This is a genomic window from Sulfurimonas sp. NW9, assembly GCF_051132275.1.
Taxonomy (GTDB): domain Bacteria; phylum Campylobacterota; class Campylobacteria; order Campylobacterales; family Sulfurimonadaceae; genus Sulfurimonas; species Sulfurimonas hydrogeniphila.
In genome coordinates, this window is the sequence record NZ_CP093236.1 from 1,036,370 (window position 1) to 1,060,128 (window position 23,759).

Genomic DNA, 23,759 nt, shown 5'->3' on the forward strand with positions numbered 1-23,759 from the left:
AATGATTAAGCTGTTTGGTTGTATACTTTAGTATGCAATACATGTAAAGGAGCTTTCATGAACCATAACGAACAGATGAAAAAGTATTACGAAAGGTGTGATATTGACCTTATCAAGGGGCATTTAAAAGAACTGCTGACTGCGGCAAAGAAAGAGATAAAGCAAATTCAGGTTGAAGAGATTGACTTGGAAAATATGGTTTTGATTGATGTGCGGGAATCTGACGAGTTTGCAAGCGGTGTCATCCCTGCTAAAACTGTTTTTACCATTCCTCGGGGGAAATTGGAATTCGCCGTTGATGACAAACTTGTTGATTTAAGTGATCATCAAATAGTCTGTTATTGTCTCAAAGGGGCTAGAGGTCTGATGGCTGCAAAAACCCTCAAAGATTTGGGTTTTAGCAATGTTGTCAATCTCGAAGGCGGTATTTCAAGTTGGGTAAATGCGCATAAACCGATAAAAAACTATCTCGGATATTTTATTCTTGAGACAAACTAAAGTTTTTTTATAAAAACGACTTTGAGGTAATTACCCTCTTGAAATTTTTCTGCCACGCGAAAATCTTTTGGAAGAGAGTAGCGTTTTAGCACTTTGTATTTTATTTTTACATCTTTGAAAGCTTTATCTATGAATCTGCCAAAAGTCATCATACTGAAATTGGCAGCATTGGTGGAAGCTACGATAATACCGCCTTTATTTGTTATTTGTATGACCTCTTTGAGCAGCTTTACATAGTCTCTGTTAGCGCTGAATGTATGTTTTTTTGAACGTGCAAAACTCGGTGGATCAACGACAACCATATCAAAAAGCAGTTTTTTTCTCACGGCATATTTAAAGTATAAAAAGACATCTTCAACAATGATATTTTGATTTTTCAAATCAATGTTGTTGATGGAAAACTGTTCTTGCGTTTTTGGTAAACTTCGTTTTGCCAGGTCAACGCTTGTCGTGCTTTTTGCACCGCCAAGGGCTGCAAATACTGAAAAAGCGCCCGTGTAGGAAAAAGTATTTAAAACGGTTTTTCCTTTTGCATATTTGTCACGAATGGCTTTTCTGACCTCTCTTTGGTCCAAAAAAACTCCCACCATTGCCCCATCATCCAAATAAACGGCAAAATTTGCCCCGTTTTCCTTTACATGTAAAGGCTGCGGTGCTTTTTGTCCAGATACAAAGTCACTTTTGTCATCGAGATACATGCCTTTTGTATTAAAGCGTTTTTTCTGATAGATTCCTTTAAAGTCGATACTCTGTTTAAAAGCTTCGAGTATACTCTCTTTGAATGTATAAATACCGATGCTGTACCATGTAAAGAGATAATAGCCTTCAAAATAATCAATACTCAAGCCGCCGATGCCATCGCCCTCACCGTTAAAAACCCGAAAGGCAGTTGTTTGCGTGTCGGCAAAGAAATCTTTTCTGTAGGAGAGTGCCTCTTTGATTTTTCTTTTGAAAAATTCGCTGTCTATGGTTTCATCTTCTTTTTGTGAAAGAACCCAGCCATGCCCTTTGTTCTGTAATCCGTAGTAGCCTTTTGCAATGAATCTCTTTTTTTTGTCATACAAGTGAAGCAGACTGCCTTCTTCTTCGAGTTTATGCCAATCTTCAAAATACTCTTTCATAAGCAGAGGATAACCGTTTTGTATCTGCTGTGTAAATTCAGGTTTGAGTATCAGGTCTATTTCATTGTGCATTTTTTTCTCTCAAGTTTGTCATATAGGTTCAGCATATTGGTATAGTCTTTATGCAGCGTTGTTTCTATTAAAAAGTCTGTATTATTGAGAATACCCAAAGATTTTACTACTTTTTCTTTGGAAAACACCTCATATAAAGCTTCTTTGTACTCTTCATAATCAAGTTGCATCTCCTGCATTCGAGCAAGTTCTACTACGAGATGACCGAGTTTGTTTGTCCCGTATTCCAATAACTCCAGTGCCTCGTCATACTCACCCAGGCGCAATAAAATCTGTGCTTTAAATTCAGCCATTGTAAAATTTTTCACAAAGATGACACCGATGTATTTTTCCATATTGAGTGAGTCTTCCAATGATTCAATCTCAAGCATAATTTCCTGCGGGTCATATTTTGTAAAATTGAGTACCATATCACGGATAAGTTTGCCGTTGTTTTTGTTGTTATATATCAAATCCTCTATGGGATAAACTTCTGAAATACCGGGAACAATGATTTGACAGGAGTAAAAATCGAGGTAATCATATTCTCTGATGTAAAATTCTTTCTCCATATCTTGAAGAATCTTTGTAAGATAGTTATATTCATCTTGCGTGGAGTTTCCTTTATACGAAAAAGGAGAATACCCAAAACTCTTTTTGGCACTCAAAAAAGGAAATCCGAGTTTGCCGTTGGAGTCTATAAAGTGTGATTCAAGGTTAAAACTGTCTGAGACAAGGCTCATGTCAAAAGTAGGCACTTCAAAACTGTCAAGATTTTCAAGAGAACGTCCCTGCATAAGCTCGGTCATTGTGCGTTCAAGTGAGACTTCAAGAATAGGATGTGCTCCAAAAGAGACAAAAAGTGTAGCATTCTTAGGATCTATCAATGAAATGGCAGTGACGGGAAACTGTCCGCCCAAAGAAGCATCCAACACTTCGACCTTATAGCCGAGTTTTTGCAATGCCTGTACATCTTCATAGACTTTTGGAAAACTTGCAACAACGTCATCAGGAAATTTCGGCAAAGCATAGCCGTTTTTAATGATAGCGATTTTTGCATAGCGCTCAAAAATCTCACTCAGAGCCTGCACCTTTGCTTCCAAAGGGGTGTTTCCCGTCGCCAAACCGTTGCTCACGTAGAGATTGCTTAAAATATTAAGCGGAATGGCAACACGCTCCTGTGTGGACTGTTTGACAAAAGGAAGTGCGACAATTTTGTCTTCATAGTCACTGTTGAAATCCACCAAATCTTCAGCTGAGAGATTGTTCTCAGGGTTATACACTGCCATAAGTTCATCGCTGAGATACGCTTCATCAAAAGAAAAAACAACTTCATCAGGATAATATTTTCTCTTTGGCAAATGAAAATCTATAAAAAAGTTGTTTGTCTGCAGACGCTCAATATATTCACCCAAAGCACTTGCCACAGAAGCATCGCTGAGTACACCTTTACCGTTGGAATATATATGTCCGGGTGCTTCTTTTGAGCTGAGATTCACCGAATAACAGTGAGTGAGGGGATTTTTGTGTTCTTGAAAAACCGTTTCGCATCCGACATCAGACAAAACAGCCTTCATCGAAGATATAGAGCTTTGAAGCGGAGCTTCTTTTGATAAAAAATTCATTAAGTATTTGTTCCTGCATTATTTATTGCAATTATATCCAATTAAGACAATTGTGCAGTTTTAGGAAATTTTTTCTTTAGTTTTTTAACATTTAAAAATTCTTGATGATTTCATCATTTGAATTATCGAGTTTAATAACTTCAGCACTCTTGTTTGTTATATCTTTATTATTTAATTTGTTGAAGTATTAGATTGTCAATTTCTTTTTCTGTTAAATTTTCTAATTTACTTTTATCGTATATATAAAGAAGGTGCAGTTCATTGTCGATAATAGCCAAATAAGTTATGAACTTCTTTTCTATGTGCAACTCTAACTACTGTAATAACTAAATACTCATTTTCTTTAAGGTAAATAATTCTATAGTTACCAGCCCTTTTTCTGAACTTTCCTTTATGTTTGCCTTGAAGATGTTTATCGTTAGAAAAATTTCCATTTTGTAGGTCTATGATTTTTAAAGCAATTAATTTTTGTATTTTAGTTTCAAGTTTTAAGAACTCTTTCTCTGCATCTCTTTCAAATGCAACTTTATACATTTATCCCTGCTTTTTTAAACACTTCCTCTAATGGAACAACAGTTGATTTGCCAGATTTAAGGTTATCTATTCTTTTATCAGCAATCATTTCATCAAGCTTGTCAAAATAGAGTTCAATCGCCTTTTCAATAAGACTTGTTCTTGTTTTGTCTAATTCCTGTGCATACTCATCAAGTGTTAGAATCATATCTTTTTCAAGTCGAATATTTATTGCCTGTTTCATTTTAGAACCTTTTAATTTGTATATACAATTGTAGTGCATAAAAGTTTTTTTGTCAAGTGTATATGACGGCTGTGGTGAGCAATAATTTCCCGCTAGGGTAAACTATTGATCTACTCGTTTCTGTTATATCTTTTATGTCTCTTTATACCCTAAAAGTGAAGATTAATATATAAGGGGGGGTGTATCTTTGCTTCTTTGATGAGCTTTTTTTGTATCTCATTCTCCATAGTGTGACCACATTCTTAAAACTCTTACTATTTTATCAAGTTCTTTTACTTCATAAACCAACCTGTGCTATGATAGATAGGCTCATTCATACTTCACACAAAATTGAACTTCTCTGATTTGTTATCATTCTTTTAATAGTCAAACATTTCTACTAAAAGTTGTGCTATAACCTTTTGTGTTTTAGTGTCTACTCTTCCTAATATTTTAACTATTCTTGACTTATCAATAGTTCTTATTTGATCTAACAATACTAAACCATTTTTAGCTTCAAATTTTATCTTTGGTCTAAATATAAAATCAAAACCTTTACTCGTCATAGGTGCTACAATAACCGTTTTTAGCATACTCATTTCATCTGGAGATATAATAATACACGGTCTTGTTTTTTGTATTTCTGAGCCTACTGTTGGATTTAGTTTAACTAAAACTATATCAAATCTTTTAATATTTTTTACCATTCGTAATCTTCTAAATCACTGTCATTGAGCATATCATTTAAAATTGCTTCATCTTGAATGTTTTTATTTTTTAATAAAACTTCTTGAATGTTTTTTTGCCATTTTTCTCTATTCTTTATTTCTATAGGTTTAATCAACAAACCATCTTTAACAACTTCAAAATCAAGCTGTTTGTTTTCAAGATGTGCTTGAGCAATTATTGGTTTAGGGATTCTTATACCTTGTGAGTTTCCTATTTTTGTAAGCATTGTCATTTAATAACTCCAAATATATTTGATATGTAATTATATTGTAATAACACTGAAATTGTCAAGTCTTAGAGAGTGATTTTATGATAACGGGGGCGCGGGTGTTCAACCCGCGCCCCCGTTATCCGGTCACGCAGTGAGCGGATAACGGCTGAATATAGCCAATAAATTGCCGCTAGGTAATTTATTGGCTACTATGTTTTGTTAACGTTGAGCTTTCTCTCGCTTAGCTTCAGAATCATCATTTTCTAATACTGACTCTTCCTTATTTATTCTTTTTTGCTCTATTCTTAATTTTTTAATTTTTTCTTTTTTATCTTTCAAAGTGTCGATATATTTAATTAATTCTTCTTTCGAGCGAAACCAAATTACATTCGTAGTTGTGATGGTATCATCAATACTGTCATATGCAGCGATTTTTCCTAATAATCGTTCTCCATTCTTTATACACTTGAGTGTAATTGTACCTCTATCAGATTTAGCATTATCAGTACTCTCATAGGTCATAGGCAAAAGCATATTTCTAAAACTTCCTCTAACTATATACTGCTCACCTTCATCAGTACCGTTTTGACAGCTTATTGTTCCAACTATATCATGTCCTTTTCTTTTTAGGACGATAATTTCCTGACGAAAATGCCCAGATGCAGGGTATAGGGAAAACCATTTTCCTTCAACTCGAATATCTTTATATACACGATTTTCGAACCATGGCGTTATGACTGAATCCCACAATGCTTTAAACACTACTATAAACAATGTTACGATTAGTCCAGAAACTAGACCTGCAATAATATTTGATTCCATTTACATCCTTTGAAAGTTAACGGTTGTCGTGAGCGATAATTTTCCCGCTAGGGTAAATTATTGGTCTCCTCGTACTTGTTAGTCTTCAAGTCTAAAAAACACTTTCTGGAGTAGTGCTACTACTATTTTGTTTTTTAATAATATAATAACATACTGTCATTAGTAAGTTTCTTCCATATCTAGCATACTCTTCTTCATTAAAACCTAAAGGAATATGTGAACCATTACTTACATATGTATATGTTGAAGAAATTGCTTGTTCTTCCTGATTTGTAAGAAAACCCTTAGTTTTTAAAATGTTTAAAGATCTACCCCAAGTTTCATCTGTTCCATCTTCGTCTTCAACTATATTTCTAACAATTGTTTCAAGTGCAATTCTTGCTTTTGATAAGCATTGATTGTAATCAGGAGAAGTGTTTTTAAACGCATTTGCTGATTCAATCAATAGTTCCGTTATCTCTTCTTTCTTAGACAAAGACGAATTTTTTAATTCCAATGTTAAATCATCTTCCGTTGCTACCACTCCATCAATTGTTGGTTCGATAGAAATAATTGAGTTGCTCTCTGTAATTTTATATCCATCTAGAAGTAAACATTTCTTAAAATCTGCCCATCTTTCATCAAATTTGTACTTTGGTGACACTCTACTTCTTAAGTCTCTTTGTGTGGAAACAATTTCTTGAATTAAGGATTCAAGATTTCCATCTTGTATAGCATCTTTTAGGTCAGTTATATTAGTGCAATAATGTTCTAATAAATGTTTTTCTAATAACAAGTTATTTAAATTATATTCGAATAAATCTAGTAATTGAGATAAAGATATTTTGGTTCTTAAATTTACAATCATACTATATGTTCCTTTGTAGACTAACGGGGGCGCGGGTGAATGACGGCGACATCTGAAAATTTATTTTCTGATGTTGTTGCTCATTCCTCCCGCTTGTTATCTGGCGCTGTGCGACAGATGACTAGCGGGTGTTCAACCCGCGCCCCCGTTATCCGGTCACGCAGTGAGCGGATAACTATTTATCAACAAACAGTATATTCCAAAAACACTTAAATTAACAAATAACATACACTTTATATGATTGTTAATTTTTGATATTTATTGAAAAATATGCCAAAACATTATTTTTCTTAGTTGATTTGAAAAAATACAATACTTTTATTAAAAATAAAGTGTATGTTATTTGTCATATATATCGCATAACATGCAAAATGTTACTGAAAGGGATGAGGCAAAGCCTCTTTGTATTTCGCAAGTTTTTCTTCAAATTTCATACTGGCATAGGCGGGGGAGGTTGAGGGGAGCAGGATTTTTTTGATTTTCAGATGTTTGTACTCTTTGTCAAAAATCTGTTGTGCTTTTTTGCCTGTAAACAATATGGTTTTGATGTTTGGATATTCTGCTAAAAGTTTTTCAAAATCATTGACTGTGATATTTTTCAGGTTGGTATCACTGGAATTGTTTGCATCTCTTTGCAGACTTGCAGCACTGTCAAAAAGGGCTATCTTGTGTTTTTTGCACAGGGCAGTTTTTTCTTCTTTTGTCTGAACAGGTTCTTTGTAAATCGCAGCCAATATAGGCCAGAACTGATTCCGTGGATGGGCATAGTAAAACCCCTCTTCAAAAGATTTTATACTGGGAAATGAACCGAGTATAAGCACTTTTGAATCAGCAAATATAACAGGTTCAATGGTGTGAAAATGAAGTGACTGCAATGTTTCGTCTAACTGGTGAGATCAGCTGCTATATTTTCCAGTGTTTGTTTTTCGGTTTTTTCTTCACAGTTGATACCTTTGTCTTCAAGAGATTTTATTATCATTAAGATATAAGCATCAAAGGGTTTGAGAAGCGAACTGCTTAAACCTCTTCCTGGCTCAATACTCTGGGGAATAATCGCAAGAAGCGTGACTTTTGGTAAAGTTTCTCCTTGCCTCTCAAGCAAATTAAGACATCCGAGTACTCCGGTTTCGTCATCATCTTCATTTGTGCTGAAACTGCGAAAGGTCTCCATAGGGAACTGATACATTGAACCTGGAGCATCCTCAATTCCGATGACATCAAGGACAATTATTTCTTGATATTCCATAAATATATTGAGCAGTTTTTTTCCTTCAACACCGCCGTGAATAATATCCACCCTGGGTTGAAAAGTGTAGTTGGACTCCAGATATTTACTCGCATATAAGGCGATACCTTCATCTTTGTGTAATGTATTTCCGATACTTAAAATAGCAATTTGTTTTTTATTCATGTGGCATTCTAACAAAATTTTTTACTTACAAAATAAAGAAATTGAAATAAGTGAAGTTTTTTATGCAAATGTCTATTTCTTCCCAAAAAACTTATAATAAAAATCTTTTACAAGGCGCATTTTTGTCCGGCTGAGAACTAGATTACCGCTTTTAATTTTGCCGCTTGTTACTGTCGTTCCTGCTGCTATCATCACGTCATCTTCTATAGTTACGGGGGCTACAAGTTGGGAGTCGCTGCCGATGAAGACGTTTTTGCCGATGACTGTTTTGTATTTTTCAACACCGTCATAGTTACATGTAATGGTTCCCGCACCTACGTTTGTGCCTTCGTCTATCTCAGCATCGCCCAAATAACTCAAGTGTCCGGCTTTTACCCCTTTGAGGGTTGATTTTTTTACTTCTACAAAATTCCCGATGTGGGTGTTTTCTATGTTTGAAAGCGGTCTTACATGCGCCATCGGTCCACAGTCGGAGTTTTTCATTATACTCTCTTCTACAACGCTGCCAGCTTTTATATGGGAGTTGATGATTTTGCTTTTTCCGGTAATGCGACAGCCGTTTTCTACGATGCACTCGCCTTCAAAAACAACATCTTCTTCTATATAAATCGTTGCAGGAAGCTGCATCGTCACACCTGCGTTCATCCATTTGGTGCGAATTCTGTTTTGCATGATATCTTCGGCATCTGCGAGGTCTTTTTTGGAATTGACCCCCTTAAACTGTTCTTCTTCAACAAGCAGGGGAACAATGCTGGATTCATCCTCATTTGCCATGGCTATGATATCGGTAAGATAGTATTCCTGTTGCGCATTGTCATTGCTTAAATCAGGAATATACCGCTCTAAAATTACTTTTGAAAAGGCATAGACTCCGGCATTGACGGTTGTGACATTGAGTTCTGCTTCATCAGCGTCTTTTTGTTCTACAATGTATTCAACATGATTGTTTCGTATAATGACGCGACCGTATCCGTCAGGGTTTTCAAGATCAAAAATACTCATGATGATATCTGCTTCAAGTTCCAAAAAGCCTTTGAGTGCATCGGCTGTAATGAGTGGCATATCTCCGTTAAGAACCAACACCTTGTCATATTTTGGTTCTACCTGCATCATGGCTCCGCCGGTTCCTGGAAAATTTTGAGCGTCTTGCTCGACAAAACGAATGTTTTCAAAATAATTTTGCATTGTTTCAATAACCGCTTCTTTTTGATGGGCAACCACTACGGTAATATCATCAGAAATTTTACGGGACTCTTTTATAATATGGTAGAGCATAGGTTTTCCGCTGATTGAATGTAAAACCTTTGCTTGCGATGATTTCATACGGCTGCCTTTGCCGGCTGCCAAAATTATTATGCTTATTTTCTCATTTTTCATGTCTGCTCTTTATCTGTTTTTTATGTATCAAAACTCAGTTATGTCTTAGTAACCTGGGTTTTAACCTCAATGCCATTAAGTTAAGCGGCTTTTTCGGAACCCGTACTTCAGTGCGGGCTTTGTGCCTTTCAAAACTAAGGCCTAGGTTAAAACCTAGGTTCCAAAAGAATATCGAACTTTTTTCTTAACTTGATGCATTGGCACTAAAGTACGGGTCCCAACAAGTTACTTTAAAGTGTAATGTTACCATTATTTAATTATAAAGTGTATAATTTCAAACTTATTTATGTTTGCTTACATGTAATAAGATATTTTATACTAAAGAAGATTTTCCCCTTGAAAAAAATTACACAAACACAACTCATCATCTATGTCAGCATATTTTTTATTCTATTTGATAATTACAGCTTTTTTCACAATGTCTTGCAGGTCTATCCGCTGAACTGGCACAATATAGGCTTTTTGATTTCCCTTGCGGTTATTCTAGTCTTTTTTATGATATTTCTACTGAGTCTGGTTTGTTATAAATACACACTCAAACCGATTATTATTACACTTTTGCTGGTTTCATCGCTGACAAACTATTTTATGAACAGTTATCATGTGGTGATTGATGCGAGTATGATTCGAAATACTCTGCAGACAAATATGCACGAATCACTGGATCTGGTAACGCTCAAACAGGTGCTGTATTTTGTCTTTTTAGGTCTTTTGCCTTCTTATTTCGTATATAAGGCAAAAATTGCGTATAGACCTTTTAAGCAGGAATTTTTCGCACGTTTAAAACTCATAGGGCTCTCTTTGGCGGTTATTGTCGCGTCATTCTTTTTGTTTAGCAAATTTTATACATCTTTTGTCAGAGAGCATAAGCCCCTGCGCTATTCGATAAATCCGGCATACTGGATGTATTCCATCGGAAAGTATATCAATCTGACATTTAACAGCGGTCCGCTTGTTGTTAAACCGATAGGACTTGATGCCAAAATAGTCAATGACGACAATCGCAAAAAACTTGTTATTATGGTTGTGGGTGAAGCAGCGCGAGCGGATCATTTTAGTCTCAACGGCTATAAAAGAGAGACGAATCCTCTGCTTGCGCAAGATGACATCGTGGATTTTCCGAATTTTTACTCCTGTGGCACTTCTACTGCTGCATCTGTGCCGTGCATGTTTGCAAAATACGGCAAAGCAGATTACAGCTACAAAAAAGGCATCAGCACAGAAAATGTGCTGGATGTGTTAAAGCATACAAATGATGTAGCGATTCTTTGGCGAGACAATAACTCTGACTCCAAAGGTGTAGCATTGCGTGTGCCGTATGAAGATTATAAAATTCCCAAAAACAACACTGTGTGCGCAGATGGTGAATGCAGAGATGTCGGTATGCTTGTCGGACTTGACAAATTTATACAAAAGAACAAAGGCAAAAATATTTTAATTGTGCTGCATCAGATGGGAAATCACGGTCCTGCCTATTATAAACGTTACCCAAAAGCGTTCGAGAAGTTTACGCCTACATGTAAAACAAATCAGCTCGAAGACTGTACACAGCAAGAGATAACAAATGCCTATGACAATGCTATTTTGTATACCGATTATTTTTTAGACAAAACAATAGATTTTTTAAAAAAATATGAGAACAAATATGATACAGCTATGATATATATGAGCGACCACGGAGAGAGTCTGGGCGAGGGCGGTGTCTATCTGCACGGACTTCCTTACTTTATGGCTCCTGATGCGCAGGTGCATATCGGTGCGTTGATGTGGTTTGGAAAAAATATGGCAAAAAAAGTGGATGAAGATGCCTTGCGAAAACGTAAAGATGAAAAATATACACAAGATGATCTTTTTCATACATTGCTGGGCATATTTGATGTACATACAAAAGAGTATAACAAAAAGCTGGATATTATAAAAGATGAACATTAACCAGCAACTCGTTGTTACTTTTATACTTCTGCTTTTTAGCATCATTTTTTTCGGGATAAGCGATGTAGATTTGCGCCTGCAAGATCAGTTTTTTGATTTTACGACGCATAAATGGGTTCTTTTTTGGGGTGAGCAGCCTTACAAGTTTATATTTTACGACGGTATTAAAAAACTTCTCATTGCCTTTGCTGTGAGTCTGTTGCTTGCACTTATCTTTTTTAGAAAAACAAAACTGGTCAATGACTACAAAAGAGGCATGATTATTGTCATACTTTCTGCTATATTTGTGCCGCTTATTGCAAGTTCTATAAAAGGAGAGACAAATATGCCCTGTCCCAAAGATGAAGTAAGATATGGCGGAGTGTATCCCAGAACGGCAGTCTGGCAAAATTATACTCACGAATTTAAACTGCATCATCACAAAAGCAAATGCTGGCCTGCCGGACATGCAAGCGGCGGATTTGCGCTTTTGAGCCTGATATTTTTATTTCACAAACGGAGAAACAAAATCATTGCCTCTGCAGTTGCTTTGACAATCGGGTGGAGTATGGGGCTGTATAAAATGGTTATCGGCGATCATTTTTTCAGCCATACGGTCATTACAATGATACTTGCATGGCTGATTATATTACTCATCGCAAAGATAGTCAATAAAATTTACTCTTTATAATAATTGTGCTATTATAATGTAATTATAAATTTTTCATAAGGTTTTTGGATGGATTTAGGTACGGTCATTGGTATTGTTTTGATTATGGCTCTTTTGCTCGGGGCCATGACAATGGGTGTTGGTGTCGGTGCATATATCGATATTCCTTCTGTTTTAATTGTTGTCGGCGGTAGTATCGGGGCTTTGATGATCTCCTTTAAACCGGCGCAAATGAAAAAGTTTACCAAAGTTTTTATGAAAGCTATCAAACCTGCTGAAGAGGATGTAGGTGAGCTTATCAAAAAACTGGTAGAGTTTGCAACCAAGGCAAGAAAAGACGGTATTTTGGCATTGGAAAGTGATGTCAACAATGAAGAGAACGAGTTCTTGAAAAAAGGGCTCTCCATGGCAATTGACGGCAGCGAACCTGATACGATTCGTGATTTGCTCGAAATTGACATGGAACAGACAAGTACCCGCCATAAGATTCACGCTTCCATATTTAACCAGTGGGCAGGGCTTGCCGGTGCGATGGGTATGATCGGAACGCTCATCGGACTTGTTGCCATGCTTTTAAATATGGCGGATCCTTCTGCAATTGGTCCATCAATGGCAGTTGCTTTGCTTACAACCATGTACGGTGCAATGATAGGTAATATATTCGGAACACCGATTTACAATATCCTGACTATCAGAAATGATGAAGAGACTATGCTTAAAGAGATGATTCTTGAGGGTATCATGTCTATTCAGTCCGGTGACGCACCAAGAGTGCTTGAAGCAAAACTGCTTGCCTATCTGGCTCCTGCTGACCGTGTCAGTCAGTTTGAATAACGGACAGCACTGATGGGTAAAAAAAAGTGTCCTGAATGCGAGGAGTGCCTCCCTGCATGGCTCGCGGCGTTTGGAGACTTAATGTCTCTGCTTCTGTGTTTTTTCGTTTTGCTGCTTTCCATGTCAAGTATGGATGCAAAAAAGATTTCAGAAGCGATCGGTTCACTCTCAGGGGCGATGAGTGTTCTTGAGGGCGGTACGCAAACAGAAATTTCAAAAAAAAGAATGCTTGAAGCCACGCCTATAGACTCTCAGGACGAAACGAGTGAAGTGGTCAACAGAGTACAGCAGGCTGCAACTGATGCGAATGAGATGATGGAAAAAACACAGTCTCCTGCGATTACCGTAAAAGAGGCTCAGGACGGTTTTGTTATAAAACTGCCGGCAACACTGTTGTTCAAACCAGGCAGTGCAACGATAGAAAACCAGGACGCTTTGTTGTTTTTGAAGCGGATTACGCTTATTATTCAAGAGTTGCCAAATGATATGCTTGTGGATGTACAGGGACATACTGATGACAGAGATCCCGGACCGAACAGTCCTTATAAGGACAATTGGGAACTCTCAACTGCAAGAGCGCTGGCGGTTTTGCATGAGTTGATTTTAGACGGTGTTGATCCTGCACGTTTGAGTGCAACAGGTTTTGCACAGTATCAGCCCATAGCGACCAATGCAACAGCCACAGGAAGAGAAAAAAACAGAAGAGTTGAATTGCATTTTTATGGCAAAAAAAGTGAAGAAGCGCAAAATATCAACAATTCTATTTTAGATAAAACAGTCGAGAAAAAATGATAAGAGTTCTTTTTTTACTTTTGGCATTGAGTGCTTTGGGTTTTGGGGCAGAATCGCCTGTTGTGCCTACAATGAATCTCAGCCTTTCTGCTCCTGATACACCGCAACAGCTTGTTTCTTCTCTTAATGTACTCGTTGTTCTTACCTTGCTTTTTTTAGCTCCTTCGATGGTCCTTGTAATGACAACATTTACACGATTTGTCATTGTGTTCGGGTTTTTGCGCCAGGCACTCGGTACCCAACAGGTTCCGCCGACACAGCTTCTTGTCATGCTTGCAATGATTTTGACTTTTTTTGTGATGGAACCCATAGGAACAAAAGCCTATGAACAGGGTATCAAGCCTTACATAGCCAAGGATATAGGCTATGAAGAGGCTTTTACCAAAACTACTCTGCCTTTTAAAAATTTTATGATTAGAAATACCAGAGAAAAAGATCTGGCGCTCTTTTTGCGTATACGAAAAATGGAAAATCCGAAAACTGTGGCAGATGTTCCTCTCTCAATTGTTATTCCTGCCTTTATCATCAGTGAATTAAAAACCGCTTTTGAGATAGGCTTTTTGCTCTTTTTGCCTTTTTTGGTCATAGATATGGTCGTGGCCTCTATTTTGATGTCTATGGGTATGATGATGCTGCCTCCTGTTATGATCTCTCTGCCTTTTAAAATACTTGTTTTTGTATTGATTGACGGCTGGAATTTACTGATAGGCAATTTGATTGCCTCCGTAAAATAAATATTTTCTAAGGATGTAAAATTGGATTGTAAATATTTTGGCGAATGTGGTGCATGCAGAGTCTATGAAGATGGGTATGAAGTGCAACTCAATGAAAAAGTACAGATAAACAAAGAAAGATTTTCTCCTTACTTTGACGGAAATATTTCTGTGTATAAATCCCTGGATGCACATTATCGTGCACGAAGTGAGTTCAAAATATGGCACTCCGGCGATGAGATATCCTATGCGATGAACCATATTGACAAAAAAGGGGTTGTTCTGATAGAGGAATGTCCTCAGGTCAATGAATATATCGCTGAACTGATGCCAAAACTGCTCTCAGCCATACAAAAACATGAGATAGGCTTTAAGCTTTTCGGTGCAGATTTTTTAAGTGCAAGCTCGGGAGAAATAGTAGTTTCACTATTGTATCACAGGGCTTTGGATGAAGCATGGCAGAAAAAAGCAACAGAAATAGCAGAAGATTTGAATATATATATCATAGGCAGGTCACGCAAACAAAAAGTTGTGATAGGACAGGATTATGTCACAGAGACTTTACATGTAAACAGTGATGTCTATAAGTTTAAACATATTGAAAACAGTTTCACCCAGCCAAATCCGAGAGTAAACGAACAGATGATTGTCTGGGCAAGCGACAGGTTTTCAGATACGAAAAATGATCTGCTTGAGCTTTACTGCGGGGCAGGAAACTTTACTATACCTTTTGCAAAAAAATTCAATAAAGTACTGGCAACAGAAATATCCAAATCCTCCATCAATGCGGCAAAAGAAAATATGCTTTTAAACCAGGTAGAGAACATAGAATTTGTACGCATGAGTGTTGAGGATTTTGTCGGAGCACTTGACGGCGTAAGAGAGTACAGAAGAATGAAAGATATTGATATCAACAGCTACAATATCAACTCTGTTTTTGTAGATCCTCCAAGAAGCGGAATGGGCGAATACTCATGCAAATTTGTCTCAAGGTATAATCATATAGTATATATATCCTGTAATCCGCTGACCCTCCTGGATGATTTGGAAATATTGTGCCAAACACATCAGGTGACAGACATGGCGCTTTTTGACCAGTTTCCCTACACACATCATGTTGAAATGGGCGTAAAGCTTATCAAAAGAGACGATAAATGAAAAAAATACTGATAATAAGCAGCGGACCGATAGGCCAGCATTTTATTCAACGGGTCGCAGAGACATATACGAGTGAAAATATATACTATATAGTACAGACAAAAGAGAAAAAATTCAAAGATGCAAGCCCTGCACGGTTTAAATTTTATGAGTTTGACCCTACGAGTTTTTACAAACTGGCAAATTTGCTAAAAATGGAATTTATCCAGGTTGTTATAGCGATGGACAACCAGATCGAAGTGGAAAATACGATTAAAAATATTCGTGTTGTCAAAAAGCAGTTGCGGGTTGTTGTCTTAAATCAGTGGAATATGACCAATGAAGATCCGAATGTTGTACTCATCAATGCAAACGAGATTTTGGCCTCCCGTTTGTTGGATTACCTGCCAAATGTTCCGGTTATAGCACAGAATGTCGGTATAGGCGAGGGCGAAATCATGGAAGTGCTTGTGCCTTTTGGCAGTTCTTTTGTTTATCGGCATATCGGAGTGATTGAGCAGAAGAACTGGCGTATAGTTGCCATATACAGAAACAGAAAGCTCATTATGCCTTCGCGCAGACGCATGATACAGCCGAATGACACTCTTTTGCTTGTTGGTGAGCCGGCAGTTCTGCGTTCTGTATACAAAGCGATCAAGCGTGAACTCGGACAGTTCCCTGAGCCTTTTGGAACAAATATTCTTTTATATATAGATATGAATATTGTAAATCACTCAAATATTCTTGGGCTTGTGCACCATGCAATGTATATACATGAAAAATTCAAACATGACCTTGTTATAAAAATTGTAAACCCTTCAGATATTGATATTATTGAAAAAATCAAGGATTTAAGAGATCTGGATATTGTTGTCGAGATAGATTATGACAGTATTAATCTGCGATCTGCATTTTTGCATGACGTAAAGTCGTATCATGTCGGACTGGTGATTGTATCAAGAGAGATGTTTGCCGATTATCATGTGAGAAAATGTTTGTATGATGTACATGTACCGGTACTGAAACTCTCAGAAAAATCTTTTTCCAAGGTGAAAGATGTCGCTTTGATACTCTCAGACAACAGAGACCTGGAAAAAATATCTGCTACTATTTTTGATATAGCCGAGCAGCTGAATTTCAATATAGAACTTTATAATTATATCAACGAACACCAGGATGAAAAAGAACAGGTCATTGAGCATTTTTATAATCTTTCAACGATTTTTTCCAAGTCAATCAAAGTCTTCAAAGAAAATGAAAACCCGATTCGGCTCCTGAAGCACAAAGAAAATTTTATACAGATTATTCCTTTTACGAACAAACTCACAACACGCCATATTTATGCTCTTTTTTCAACTGACAGTGAAAAACTCTATTTTAAACTGGATGATTTTCATCAAATTTTTATACCTGTACAGCTATAAACAGCGTTAATTTATTCCTTTTTTAGTAAAAGTTAAGTATTATCTAGCATATTATAATTTTGGATAGACAATGCAGGTAAACATCCCTTTAAAACAAACAGTTGACAACTCATATGACATTACTATAGATACGATTAAAAAAGTTCATTTTGACAAAAAAGTAGCTATTATTACCAACCCGAAAGTGGCCGGACTTCATCTGGCATACTTCCTTTCAAAAATATCAGCAAAAGAACTTTATATTATTACAGTACCTGACGGAGAAGAGTATAAAAACCAGGATTCTGTTGACTTGATATTGGAGTCTTTGTTTAACCACCGTTTTAACAGAAAATCAATGCTTATTGCTTTTGGAGGCGGCGTTATAGGAGATATGACAGGATATACGGCAAGTATATACCAGCGCGGTATTGATTTTGTGCAGGTACCTACAACACTGCTTTCTCAGGTAGATGCCAGTGTAGGCGGAAAAACAGGTATAAATAACAAGTACGGAAAAAATCTAATAGGTGCTTTTCATCAGCCCAAAGCTGTCTATATTGACCCTCATTTTTTATCGACACTTCCCAAACGGGAATTTGGAGCCGGTGTTGCCGAGATTATCAAAATGGCAGTAACCTTTAACAGAAATTTCTTTGAATTTTTAGAAACAGCAGATCTGCACGATAAAGAAGTTTTGCAAGAAGCCATCAAACAGGCTGTACAGACAAAAGCAGATGTTGTCGCCAAAGACGAAAAAGAGCATGGACTGAGAGCTGCCCTGAATTACGGGCATACATTTGGGCATGTCATTGAAAACGAAACAAAATACAAAACCTATTTGCATGGTGAAGCAGTAGCCATTGGTATGGTGATGGCGAACGAAGTTGCTGTGGCTATGAACCTGATGACGCCACAGGAGGCACAGAGGGTAAAAGAGCTTTTACAAAAGTATGATTTGCCGACTTCTTATACCATCGAAGATGTCAACAGTTTTTATGAAACATTCTTCCTGGATAAAAAAAGTCTGGATGCTTCTGTAACGTTTATCATCCCCGTAGGTATTGGTGGCGTAAAAATTACAGATGAAGTTGATAAAGAGTTGATTCTCAGTGTTCTTCGTACATTTGGAAACAACTGATGCTGTTAAAGTCTTTCATTTTTACTGTTAGTATACTTTTTTCTTCTTTGTTGCAGGCAGATGTTTCTGTTGAACAAAATGCCACAGATACAACAAAAGAAGAAGCCCTTGCATTTGAACAGACAAAAGCATATGAACAGCAGATAAACACCATTGAGTCGGATATATCTGATGAAAACATGTGGATGAAAAGTTACTCTTCCTACCTGACATCTATGGATGTGAAGCATAATCTTGATGCCATTAAAAAAAGAATCAGGTATCTTGCAAAACATGCTAAAACAGATGCCGACAAAGATGAACTCATCGCCTTGATATCCAAAGAAAATATTTTGGCTTCACAGATTGAAAAATTAAAAGGCACCAACAGTTCTGCACCGTTTTCAGAACTGATAACGCCGCCAAATATCGACAAAGTACCGGAAATAAACAATCCTTTTGATATTCTTACCGGTCTGTCTATGATAAAAACACTCAATGCTAATCTTGAAGAGTACAAGAAAAAAAGAGAAAGTCTGATAGATTTGATCAGCAAATTAAAACAAGAGAAAAAGATTTATAAAAAAATTCTGCAACTGCAGCCAAAAAACAAAAAATATGCTCAGATATACAGAAACAAACTTGCACAGCTTGAGATGTTTGAACAGGCACTTGATACTATGAATGTAACAATGAATGTCTATCAAAAACGCCTGGATATTGCAGAGATAAACATTAACAAAGGCATTGAAAAACAGGTTTACAGACTGATAAAAATAGGTATGGCAATACTGTTCGTATTTTTTATATTTTTTCTTTTAAAGCTGGTTGTCAAGAAATATATTACAGATAACGAACGTTTTTATATGGCAAACAAAATCATCACATTTACAAATTTCATCATTATAATTTTGATTCTGTTTTTTAACTATATAGAAAACGCTTCCTACCTTGTAACAATCCTTGGATTTGCTTCAGCAGGTATAGCCATTGCGATGAAAGACTGGTTCATGTCGATGCTGGGCTGGCTTGTTATCGTCTTTGGCGGAAGTATACATGTAGGGGACAGAATCCGTGTAGATATGGGAGGGATGAAATATGTCGGCGATGTTTTAGATATTTCGCTCCTTCGTATGACGATTTTGGAAGATATAACTTTGACATCGATCATGCACAACAGAAGAGCAGGCCGTATTATATTTATACCGAACAACTATATTTTTACCCAGATGATTGCAAACTATACACATAATTCGCTCAAGACGGTTTGGGATGGTGTAAAGATTACGATTACCTTTGACTCCAACCATAAGAAAGCTATGCATATAGTCAAAGAAATCACTAAGAAATTTTCTAAGGGTTATACGGATATTACAAGAAAACAGCTTAACAAACTCAGACAGCATTATAATTTGAAAAACACAAATGTCGAGCCGAGAATTTATTCGTTTATAGAAGCAAACGGGATAGATATAGAAGCCTGGTATCTTACCAATGCCTATGCTACTTTAACGCTCAGAAGTGTCATTTCAACGGAAATTTTGGATGCATTCAGGGAAGCGGATGATATTACGATAGCGTATCCTACGCAGAAGTTACATGTATCTATGCAGAGTGAATCACCGAGTGCACATAACGGAGAAATAGTCTAATGCAGAGTAAAAAAAATGTCCGCGGGGCAAAAAAAGTATATTTTAAAACATTTGGCTGCCGAACAAATCTTTATGATTCTCAGGTTATGATGAGTTCATTAAAAGAGTATGAAATAACCCAAAATGAAGCAGAAGCCGATGTCATTGTTATAAACTCCTGTACGGTTACCAATGGTGCCGATACCCATGTGCGTTCCTATATTTCGCAGGTTGAAAAAAACAACAATGGCGCAAAGCTTTTTTAACCGGTTGCGGTGCCCATACCAAGGGAGAGTCTCTTTTAAAAGAGAACCGTATACACGGAGTTTTCGGTCAGAGTGAAAAGCAGAAGATAGATGCACTCTTGGCAAAAGAAAAGCCCTTTTACAAACCGGGTGATCTGAACCATATAGACGATATGGTTGTGGATGAGTTTGTAGGCAAAAGCAGAGCTTTTATAAAAATACAGGAGGGATGTAATTTTCGCTGTTCTTACTGTATCATTCCCTATGTACGAGGTGATGCCAGAAGTATGGATGAAAATAGAATTTTAGAGCAGGTTGCAAGACTTGCCCTGAACGGTTTCGGTGAATTTATCCTAACCGGTACGAATGTCGGCAGTTACGGGCAGGATACAAAAACATCTTTGGCAAAACTTATGAAAAAAATGTCTCAAATTCGCGGTGTCAGACGCATACGTCTGGGGAGTGTTGAACCTGTTCAGATTACAGATGAGTTTAAAGAGATTTTGGATGAGCCGTGGATGGAAAAACATATGCACATTGCTTTGCAACACACCTCGCCAAAAATGTTAAAACTGATGAACAGAAGAAATGTTTACAAGCAGGATAAAGCATTGTTTGAACTTCTGGCAGAAAAGGGATACGCAATAGGCACCGATTTTATAACAGGGCATCCGGGGGAGAGTGAAGATTTATGGCGTGAAGCTATGCAAAATGCAAGAGATTTGCCTTTGACACACATTCATGCTTTTACCTATTCAAAGCGTGATGGCACACCTTCTGCCACTATGAAGCCGGAGGTAAACGGCAAAACAGCAAAAGAGAGACTGCACGAATTGCAAGAGTTGATTCAACAGAAAAATTTTGATTTCAGAAAGGCTTACAGGGGAGAGCTTGAGGTGCTGATAGAGTCTTGTAAAGAAGGATTCTATCACGGGCTTGATCAGCATTTTAATAAAATTGTTGTAGAGTCTCAAGAAGATTTGGTTGGAAACTGGATTACTGTTACCAACTATGAAGTAAAAAAGGACTTCAATTATGCCAGAATCTAAAACAAACAGAATTGCGATTTATGTATCGGCATTTATTATTATAATATTGATTTTATTTGCTCTGCTTCGGGACAATGCTGATGCCATAACCCTGAAACAGGCCAAAGAACTGTTGCAAAACCATAATGTTGAAAAGGTTGTCGCTACGAAACAATATGTTTACCTAAAAACAAAAAAAGGATATTATAAAATCCCTTTTTCACAGGTAACACCTAATATGTTTGCTGATTATAAAGTTGAAGTTGACAATGAATCAAATATATTGCTTTATCTGTTACTGTTTATACTGGTTTTGGGACTTGGTTCTTTAGCTTTTAGAAAATGGCAAAAAAAATCATTCAGAGAAATTTTTACTGCAAATGAACTCAAAAATGATACAAATCTTTCTTCTTCTGAGGGAAATACTCACATTGAAGCGATAAAAAGTGATGTGAGTTTTGATGATATAGGCGGTATCAGCGATGTTAAAGTGGAACTCGAAGAGATTATAGATTTCATGAAAAATCCAAAGCGATACAAAAGTTTTGGTGCGCGTATGCCAAAAGGAGTGCTTTTAATAGGACCTCCCGGTGTTGGAAAAACGATGATAGCAAAAGCGGTTGCGCATGAAGCGGGTGTGCCTTTTTATTATCAGAGCGGGGCATCATTTGTGCAGATTTATGTCGGTATGGGGGCTAAACGTGTGCATGAACTTTTTGCAGCAGCGAAAAAAAATGCACCTTCTATTATATTTATAGATGAAATCGACGCCGTAGGAAAAAAGAGAGACGGCAACAGAAATGATGAAAGAGAAGCAACTTTGAATCAGCTTTTGACTGAAATGGACGGATTTGAAGGCTCAAGCGGAGTGATTGTTATTGCTGCGACTAACAAAATAGATGTTTTAGACTCGGCACTGCTGCGTGCAGGACGTTTTGACAGACGGATTTTTGTAGAACTTCCGACCAAACGAGAACGTGAAGCGATTTTGATGAAGTATCTGGAAAAAGTACCGCATGAGCTGGATGTCAAAACAATAGCAAATATGACTGTGGGATTTAACGGTGCCGCACTGGCAGCACTTGTGAATGAGGCGGCTTTGTTGGCTTTGAGACAGAATGATTTTCATGTTACTTTGGAACATTTTGAGCAGGTAAAAGACAAAGTGATGTTTGGAAAGAAAAAACTTCAAATGCTCAATGAAAGACAAAAAGCATTCCGGGCAACCTATCAGGCCGGAAAGGTAGTGCTGGCAACCTATTATGATATAGCTTTTGAAAAACTGATGCTTTCAAACGAAAAGCTGACACCTGCTACGGATGAGCCGTTTATAAAACAGGAACTTGAATCTCGGGTGAAAATGCTTTTAGCCGGAATAGCTGCCTGTGACATAAAGTACAATGAGCATGCAAGCAGTGCCAAAGATGATCTGGATGAAGCAAAAAAACTTGTGAAAAAAATGTGTGAAGAGTATGGTATGTGCTCGTCATTACTGCCGGATGAAAAAGAGCAGGAACTCCTGCTCAAAAGGCTTTATGAAGAGAGCCGTGTATTACTTGAATCTCTTTTGAAAGTGCTTGAAAAAATCGAATATGTTCTTTTGGAACGTGAAAGTATTAGTAAAACCGAAGTAAAAGAGTATTTAAATGAAGTTTTTTAGCGGATTTTCTTTAAAAAATGAAAAACACTTTTTTGACCCTTACATGTATAAAAGTGATTTTACCGTAAGCGGTTTCAGTTACGGAGCGATAAAAGCTTTTGAGTTTACATGTAAAGCCTTGGAAGAGGGGAAAAGAGTAGATACTTTACAGCTTTTTTCACCGGCTTTTTTTCAAAGTAAAAATGAAAAGTTTAAGAAACTGCAGCTGATGGCATACAGGAAAAATGAAAACGTCTATTTGCAACAGTTTATAAATGCCTGTTTTTTGCCATATGAGAGAAAAGAAGTAGAACGCAGTGTGACAGTGTCCGAAGAGCTGGATGAACTTTTAAACTATGAATGGGATATACAGAAATTATATACACTGGCAGATAAAGGTGTAACAATTGAAGTCTATTTAGGTGGAAAAGACCAGATAGTTGATACGAAGAGTGCCAAAGAATTTTTTCTGGATGTGGCAACGGTTACATACATAAAAGAGGCAAATCACTTTTTGCAGCTTTCATGAAATTTTACCGTATATAAATGCCTAAAACTCCGAGGGTAAATCCTCCCGTTGGTCTGAGCCTCTACGCTTTGGGCATTTATATACTAGCTCCGTGAAATAAAAGAGTGAATATTGATTATTAAAATAAAAAGGAAAAAAATATGAGTGAAATAAAAATAGGTGTAATAACCGCAAGTGACAGAGCAAGTAAAGGAATTTATGAGGATATAAGCGGAGTGGCTATTCAAGACACGATGAAAGAGTATTTAAAAAGTGAATTTGAAATAGTTTACAGATGTATTCCCGATGAGCAGGATGTGCTTGAAGCAACAATGAAAGAGTTGTGTGATGATGCAGGATGCTGCCTGGTTGTGACAACCGGCGGAACCGGTCCGGCACTTCGTGATGTGACACCCGAAGCGACTGAAAATGTATGTGAGAAGATGATGCCGGGTTTTGGTGAACTGATGCGTCAGGTAAGTTTGCAGTATGTTCCAACAGCTATACTTTCTCGTCAAACAGCAGGAATCAGAGGTAAAAGTTTAATTATTAATTTACCGGGAAAACCAAAATCAATCAGAGAGTGTCTTGATGCGGTTTTTCCTGCCGTTCCCTATTGTATAGATCTTATTGAAGGTCCGTTTATAGAAACAAACGAGGATGTTATAAAGGCATTTAGACCTAAATCAAAGTAAAGAAT

Annotated in this window: 24 protein-coding genes and 1 pseudogene; 14 read left to right on the forward strand and 11 right to left on the reverse strand. The window is 37.0% G+C overall.

Going from position 1 to position 23,759, the window contains the following annotated elements; all coding sequences use genetic code 11:
- Nucleotides 1–57: 57 nt before the first annotated feature.
- The gene (locus MLC44_RS05915) at nucleotides 58–498 is read left to right on the forward strand and encodes a rhodanese-like domain-containing protein (RefSeq protein WP_346388695.1); all 441 of its coding nucleotides are present in this window, start codon (nucleotides 58–60) and stop codon (nucleotides 496–498) included.
- Here the strand turns inward: MLC44_RS05915 and MLC44_RS05920 are convergent.
- From MLC44_RS05920 to glmU, 11 genes are all read right to left on the reverse strand, one after another.
- The gene (locus MLC44_RS05920; RefSeq protein ID WP_346388696.1) at nucleotides 495–1,691 is read right to left on the reverse strand and encodes a class I SAM-dependent rRNA methyltransferase; all 1,197 of its coding nucleotides are present in this window, start codon (nucleotides 1,689–1,691) and stop codon (nucleotides 495–497) included. The two genes, MLC44_RS05915 and MLC44_RS05920, sit on opposite strands and share 4 nt — an antisense overlap.
- On the reverse strand, nucleotides 1,676–3,295 hold the full coding sequence (locus MLC44_RS05925; protein WP_346388697.1) for a YcaO-like family protein: 1,620 nt from the start codon (nucleotides 3,293–3,295) through the stop codon (nucleotides 1,676–1,678). Before MLC44_RS05925 ends, MLC44_RS05920 begins: the two co-directional genes overlap by 16 nt.
- Before the next feature lie 258 nt (nucleotides 3,296–3,553).
- Nucleotides 3,554–3,829: a type II toxin-antitoxin system RelE family toxin gene (locus MLC44_RS05930; RefSeq protein WP_434658803.1), complete on the reverse strand. Its 276-nt coding sequence runs from the start codon at nucleotides 3,827–3,829 to the stop codon at nucleotides 3,554–3,556.
- Nucleotides 3,822–4,052 (reverse strand): ribbon-helix-helix protein, CopG family, encoded by a 231-nt coding sequence (locus MLC44_RS05935; protein WP_434658804.1) that lies wholly within the window; start codon nucleotides 4,050–4,052, stop codon nucleotides 3,822–3,824. The genes MLC44_RS05930 and MLC44_RS05935 overlap by 8 nt, the downstream gene beginning before the upstream one ends.
- Before the next feature lie 359 nt (nucleotides 4,053–4,411).
- Nucleotides 4,412–4,738 carry a type II toxin-antitoxin system PemK/MazF family toxin gene (locus MLC44_RS05940; RefSeq protein ID WP_151900429.1) on the reverse strand — a complete coding sequence of 109 codons (327 nt, stop codon included), beginning with the start codon at nucleotides 4,736–4,738 and terminating at the stop codon, nucleotides 4,412–4,414.
- Nucleotides 4,732–4,992 (reverse strand): AbrB/MazE/SpoVT family DNA-binding domain-containing protein, encoded by a 261-nt coding sequence (locus tag MLC44_RS05945; RefSeq protein ID WP_434658805.1) that lies wholly within the window; start codon nucleotides 4,990–4,992, stop codon nucleotides 4,732–4,734. Before MLC44_RS05945 ends, MLC44_RS05940 begins: the two co-directional genes overlap by 7 nt.
- Nucleotides 4,993–5,190: 198 nt before the next feature.
- Nucleotides 5,191–5,793, reverse strand: coding sequence for a hypothetical protein (locus MLC44_RS05950; RefSeq protein ID WP_434658806.1), 603 nt, complete (start codon nucleotides 5,791–5,793; stop codon nucleotides 5,191–5,193).
- 91 nt (nucleotides 5,794–5,884) lie between these two features.
- Nucleotides 5,885–6,640: a hypothetical protein gene (locus tag MLC44_RS05955; protein ID WP_434658807.1), complete on the reverse strand. Its 756-nt coding sequence runs from the start codon at nucleotides 6,638–6,640 to the stop codon at nucleotides 5,885–5,887.
- 374 nt (nucleotides 6,641–7,014) lie between these two features.
- Complete coding sequence (locus tag MLC44_RS05960) at nucleotides 7,015–7,515, reverse strand: DNA-deoxyinosine glycosylase (RefSeq protein WP_434658808.1); 501 nt, start codon at nucleotides 7,513–7,515, stop codon at nucleotides 7,015–7,017.
- Between the two features lie 8 nt (nucleotides 7,516–7,523).
- Nucleotides 7,524–8,051, reverse strand: coding sequence for a hydrogenase maturation protease (locus tag MLC44_RS05965; RefSeq protein ID WP_434658809.1), 528 nt, complete (start codon nucleotides 8,049–8,051; stop codon nucleotides 7,524–7,526).
- Nucleotides 8,052–8,123: 72 nt separating this feature from the next.
- Entirely contained in the window at nucleotides 8,124–9,428 is a 1,305-nt protein-coding gene (gene glmU / locus MLC44_RS05970) for a bifunctional UDP-N-acetylglucosamine diphosphorylase/glucosamine-1-phosphate N-acetyltransferase GlmU (RefSeq protein ID WP_434658810.1), read from the reverse strand.
- Nucleotides 9,429–9,764: 336 nt separating this feature from the next.
- Between glmU and MLC44_RS05975 the strand changes: the two genes are divergently transcribed.
- The 13 genes and pseudogenes from MLC44_RS05975 (at nucleotide 9,765) to mog (ending at nucleotide 23,754) form a co-directional block, all read left to right on the forward strand.
- Nucleotides 9,765–11,360 carry a phosphoethanolamine transferase gene (locus MLC44_RS05975; protein WP_434658811.1) on the forward strand — a complete coding sequence of 532 codons (1,596 nt, stop codon included), beginning with the start codon at nucleotides 9,765–9,767 and terminating at the stop codon, nucleotides 11,358–11,360.
- Nucleotides 11,350–12,030, forward strand: a complete 681-nt coding sequence (locus MLC44_RS05980) for a phosphatase PAP2 family protein (protein ID WP_151900419.1) — start codon at nucleotides 11,350–11,352, stop codon at nucleotides 12,028–12,030. Before MLC44_RS05975 ends, MLC44_RS05980 begins: the two co-directional genes overlap by 11 nt.
- Nucleotides 12,031–12,078: 48 nt before the next feature.
- The gene (locus MLC44_RS05985) at nucleotides 12,079–12,843 is read left to right on the forward strand and encodes a motility protein A (protein ID WP_151900418.1); all 765 of its coding nucleotides are present in this window, start codon (nucleotides 12,079–12,081) and stop codon (nucleotides 12,841–12,843) included.
- A 12-nt stretch (nucleotides 12,844–12,855) separates the two neighbouring features.
- A complete protein-coding gene (locus MLC44_RS05990; RefSeq protein WP_151900417.1) occupies nucleotides 12,856–13,635 on the forward strand; it encodes a flagellar motor protein MotB in 780 nt (259 codons plus the stop codon).
- On the forward strand, nucleotides 13,632–14,369 hold the full coding sequence (gene fliP, locus MLC44_RS05995; protein WP_151900416.1) for a flagellar type III secretion system pore protein FliP: 738 nt from the start codon (nucleotides 13,632–13,634) through the stop codon (nucleotides 14,367–14,369). The genes MLC44_RS05990 and fliP overlap by 4 nt, the downstream gene beginning before the upstream one ends.
- 21 nt (nucleotides 14,370–14,390) lie before the next feature.
- Nucleotides 14,391–15,506: a tRNA (uridine(54)-C5)-methyltransferase TrmA gene (gene trmA / locus MLC44_RS06000; protein WP_434658812.1), complete on the forward strand. Its 1,116-nt coding sequence runs from the start codon at nucleotides 14,391–14,393 to the stop codon at nucleotides 15,504–15,506.
- Nucleotides 15,503–16,909, forward strand: coding sequence for a COG3400 family protein (locus MLC44_RS06005; protein ID WP_418641364.1), 1,407 nt, complete (start codon nucleotides 15,503–15,505; stop codon nucleotides 16,907–16,909). The genes trmA and MLC44_RS06005 overlap by 4 nt, the downstream gene beginning before the upstream one ends.
- A gap of 70 nt (nucleotides 16,910–16,979) precedes the next feature.
- Nucleotides 16,980–18,029 (forward strand): 3-dehydroquinate synthase, encoded by a 1,050-nt coding sequence (gene aroB / locus MLC44_RS06010; protein ID WP_346388708.1) that lies wholly within the window; start codon nucleotides 16,980–16,982, stop codon nucleotides 18,027–18,029.
- Nucleotides 18,029–19,660 carry a mechanosensitive ion channel domain-containing protein gene (locus MLC44_RS06015; protein WP_434658813.1) on the forward strand — a complete coding sequence of 544 codons (1,632 nt, stop codon included), beginning with the start codon at nucleotides 18,029–18,031 and terminating at the stop codon, nucleotides 19,658–19,660. Before aroB ends, MLC44_RS06015 begins: the two co-directional genes overlap by 1 nt.
- A pseudogene (mtaB, locus tag MLC44_RS06020) lies at nucleotides 19,660–20,933 on the forward strand (tRNA (N(6)-L-threonylcarbamoyladenosine(37)-C(2))-methylthiotransferase MtaB). The gene MLC44_RS06015 and the pseudogene mtaB overlap by 1 nt, the downstream one beginning before the upstream one ends.
- A complete protein-coding gene (locus tag MLC44_RS06025; protein WP_151900410.1) occupies nucleotides 20,920–22,572 on the forward strand; it encodes an AAA family ATPase in 1,653 nt (550 codons plus the stop codon). Before mtaB ends, MLC44_RS06025 begins: the two are co-directional and overlap by 14 nt.
- Nucleotides 22,559–23,080 (forward strand): pimelyl-ACP methyl ester esterase BioV, encoded by a 522-nt coding sequence (bioV, locus tag MLC44_RS06030; RefSeq protein ID WP_434581597.1) that lies wholly within the window; start codon nucleotides 22,559–22,561, stop codon nucleotides 23,078–23,080. Before MLC44_RS06025 ends, bioV begins: the two co-directional genes overlap by 14 nt.
- Nucleotides 23,081–23,220: 140 nt before the next feature.
- Nucleotides 23,221–23,754 (forward strand): molybdopterin adenylyltransferase, encoded by a 534-nt coding sequence (mog, locus tag MLC44_RS06035; RefSeq protein ID WP_151900408.1) that lies wholly within the window; start codon nucleotides 23,221–23,223, stop codon nucleotides 23,752–23,754.
- Nucleotides 23,755–23,759: the final 5 nt, after the last annotated feature.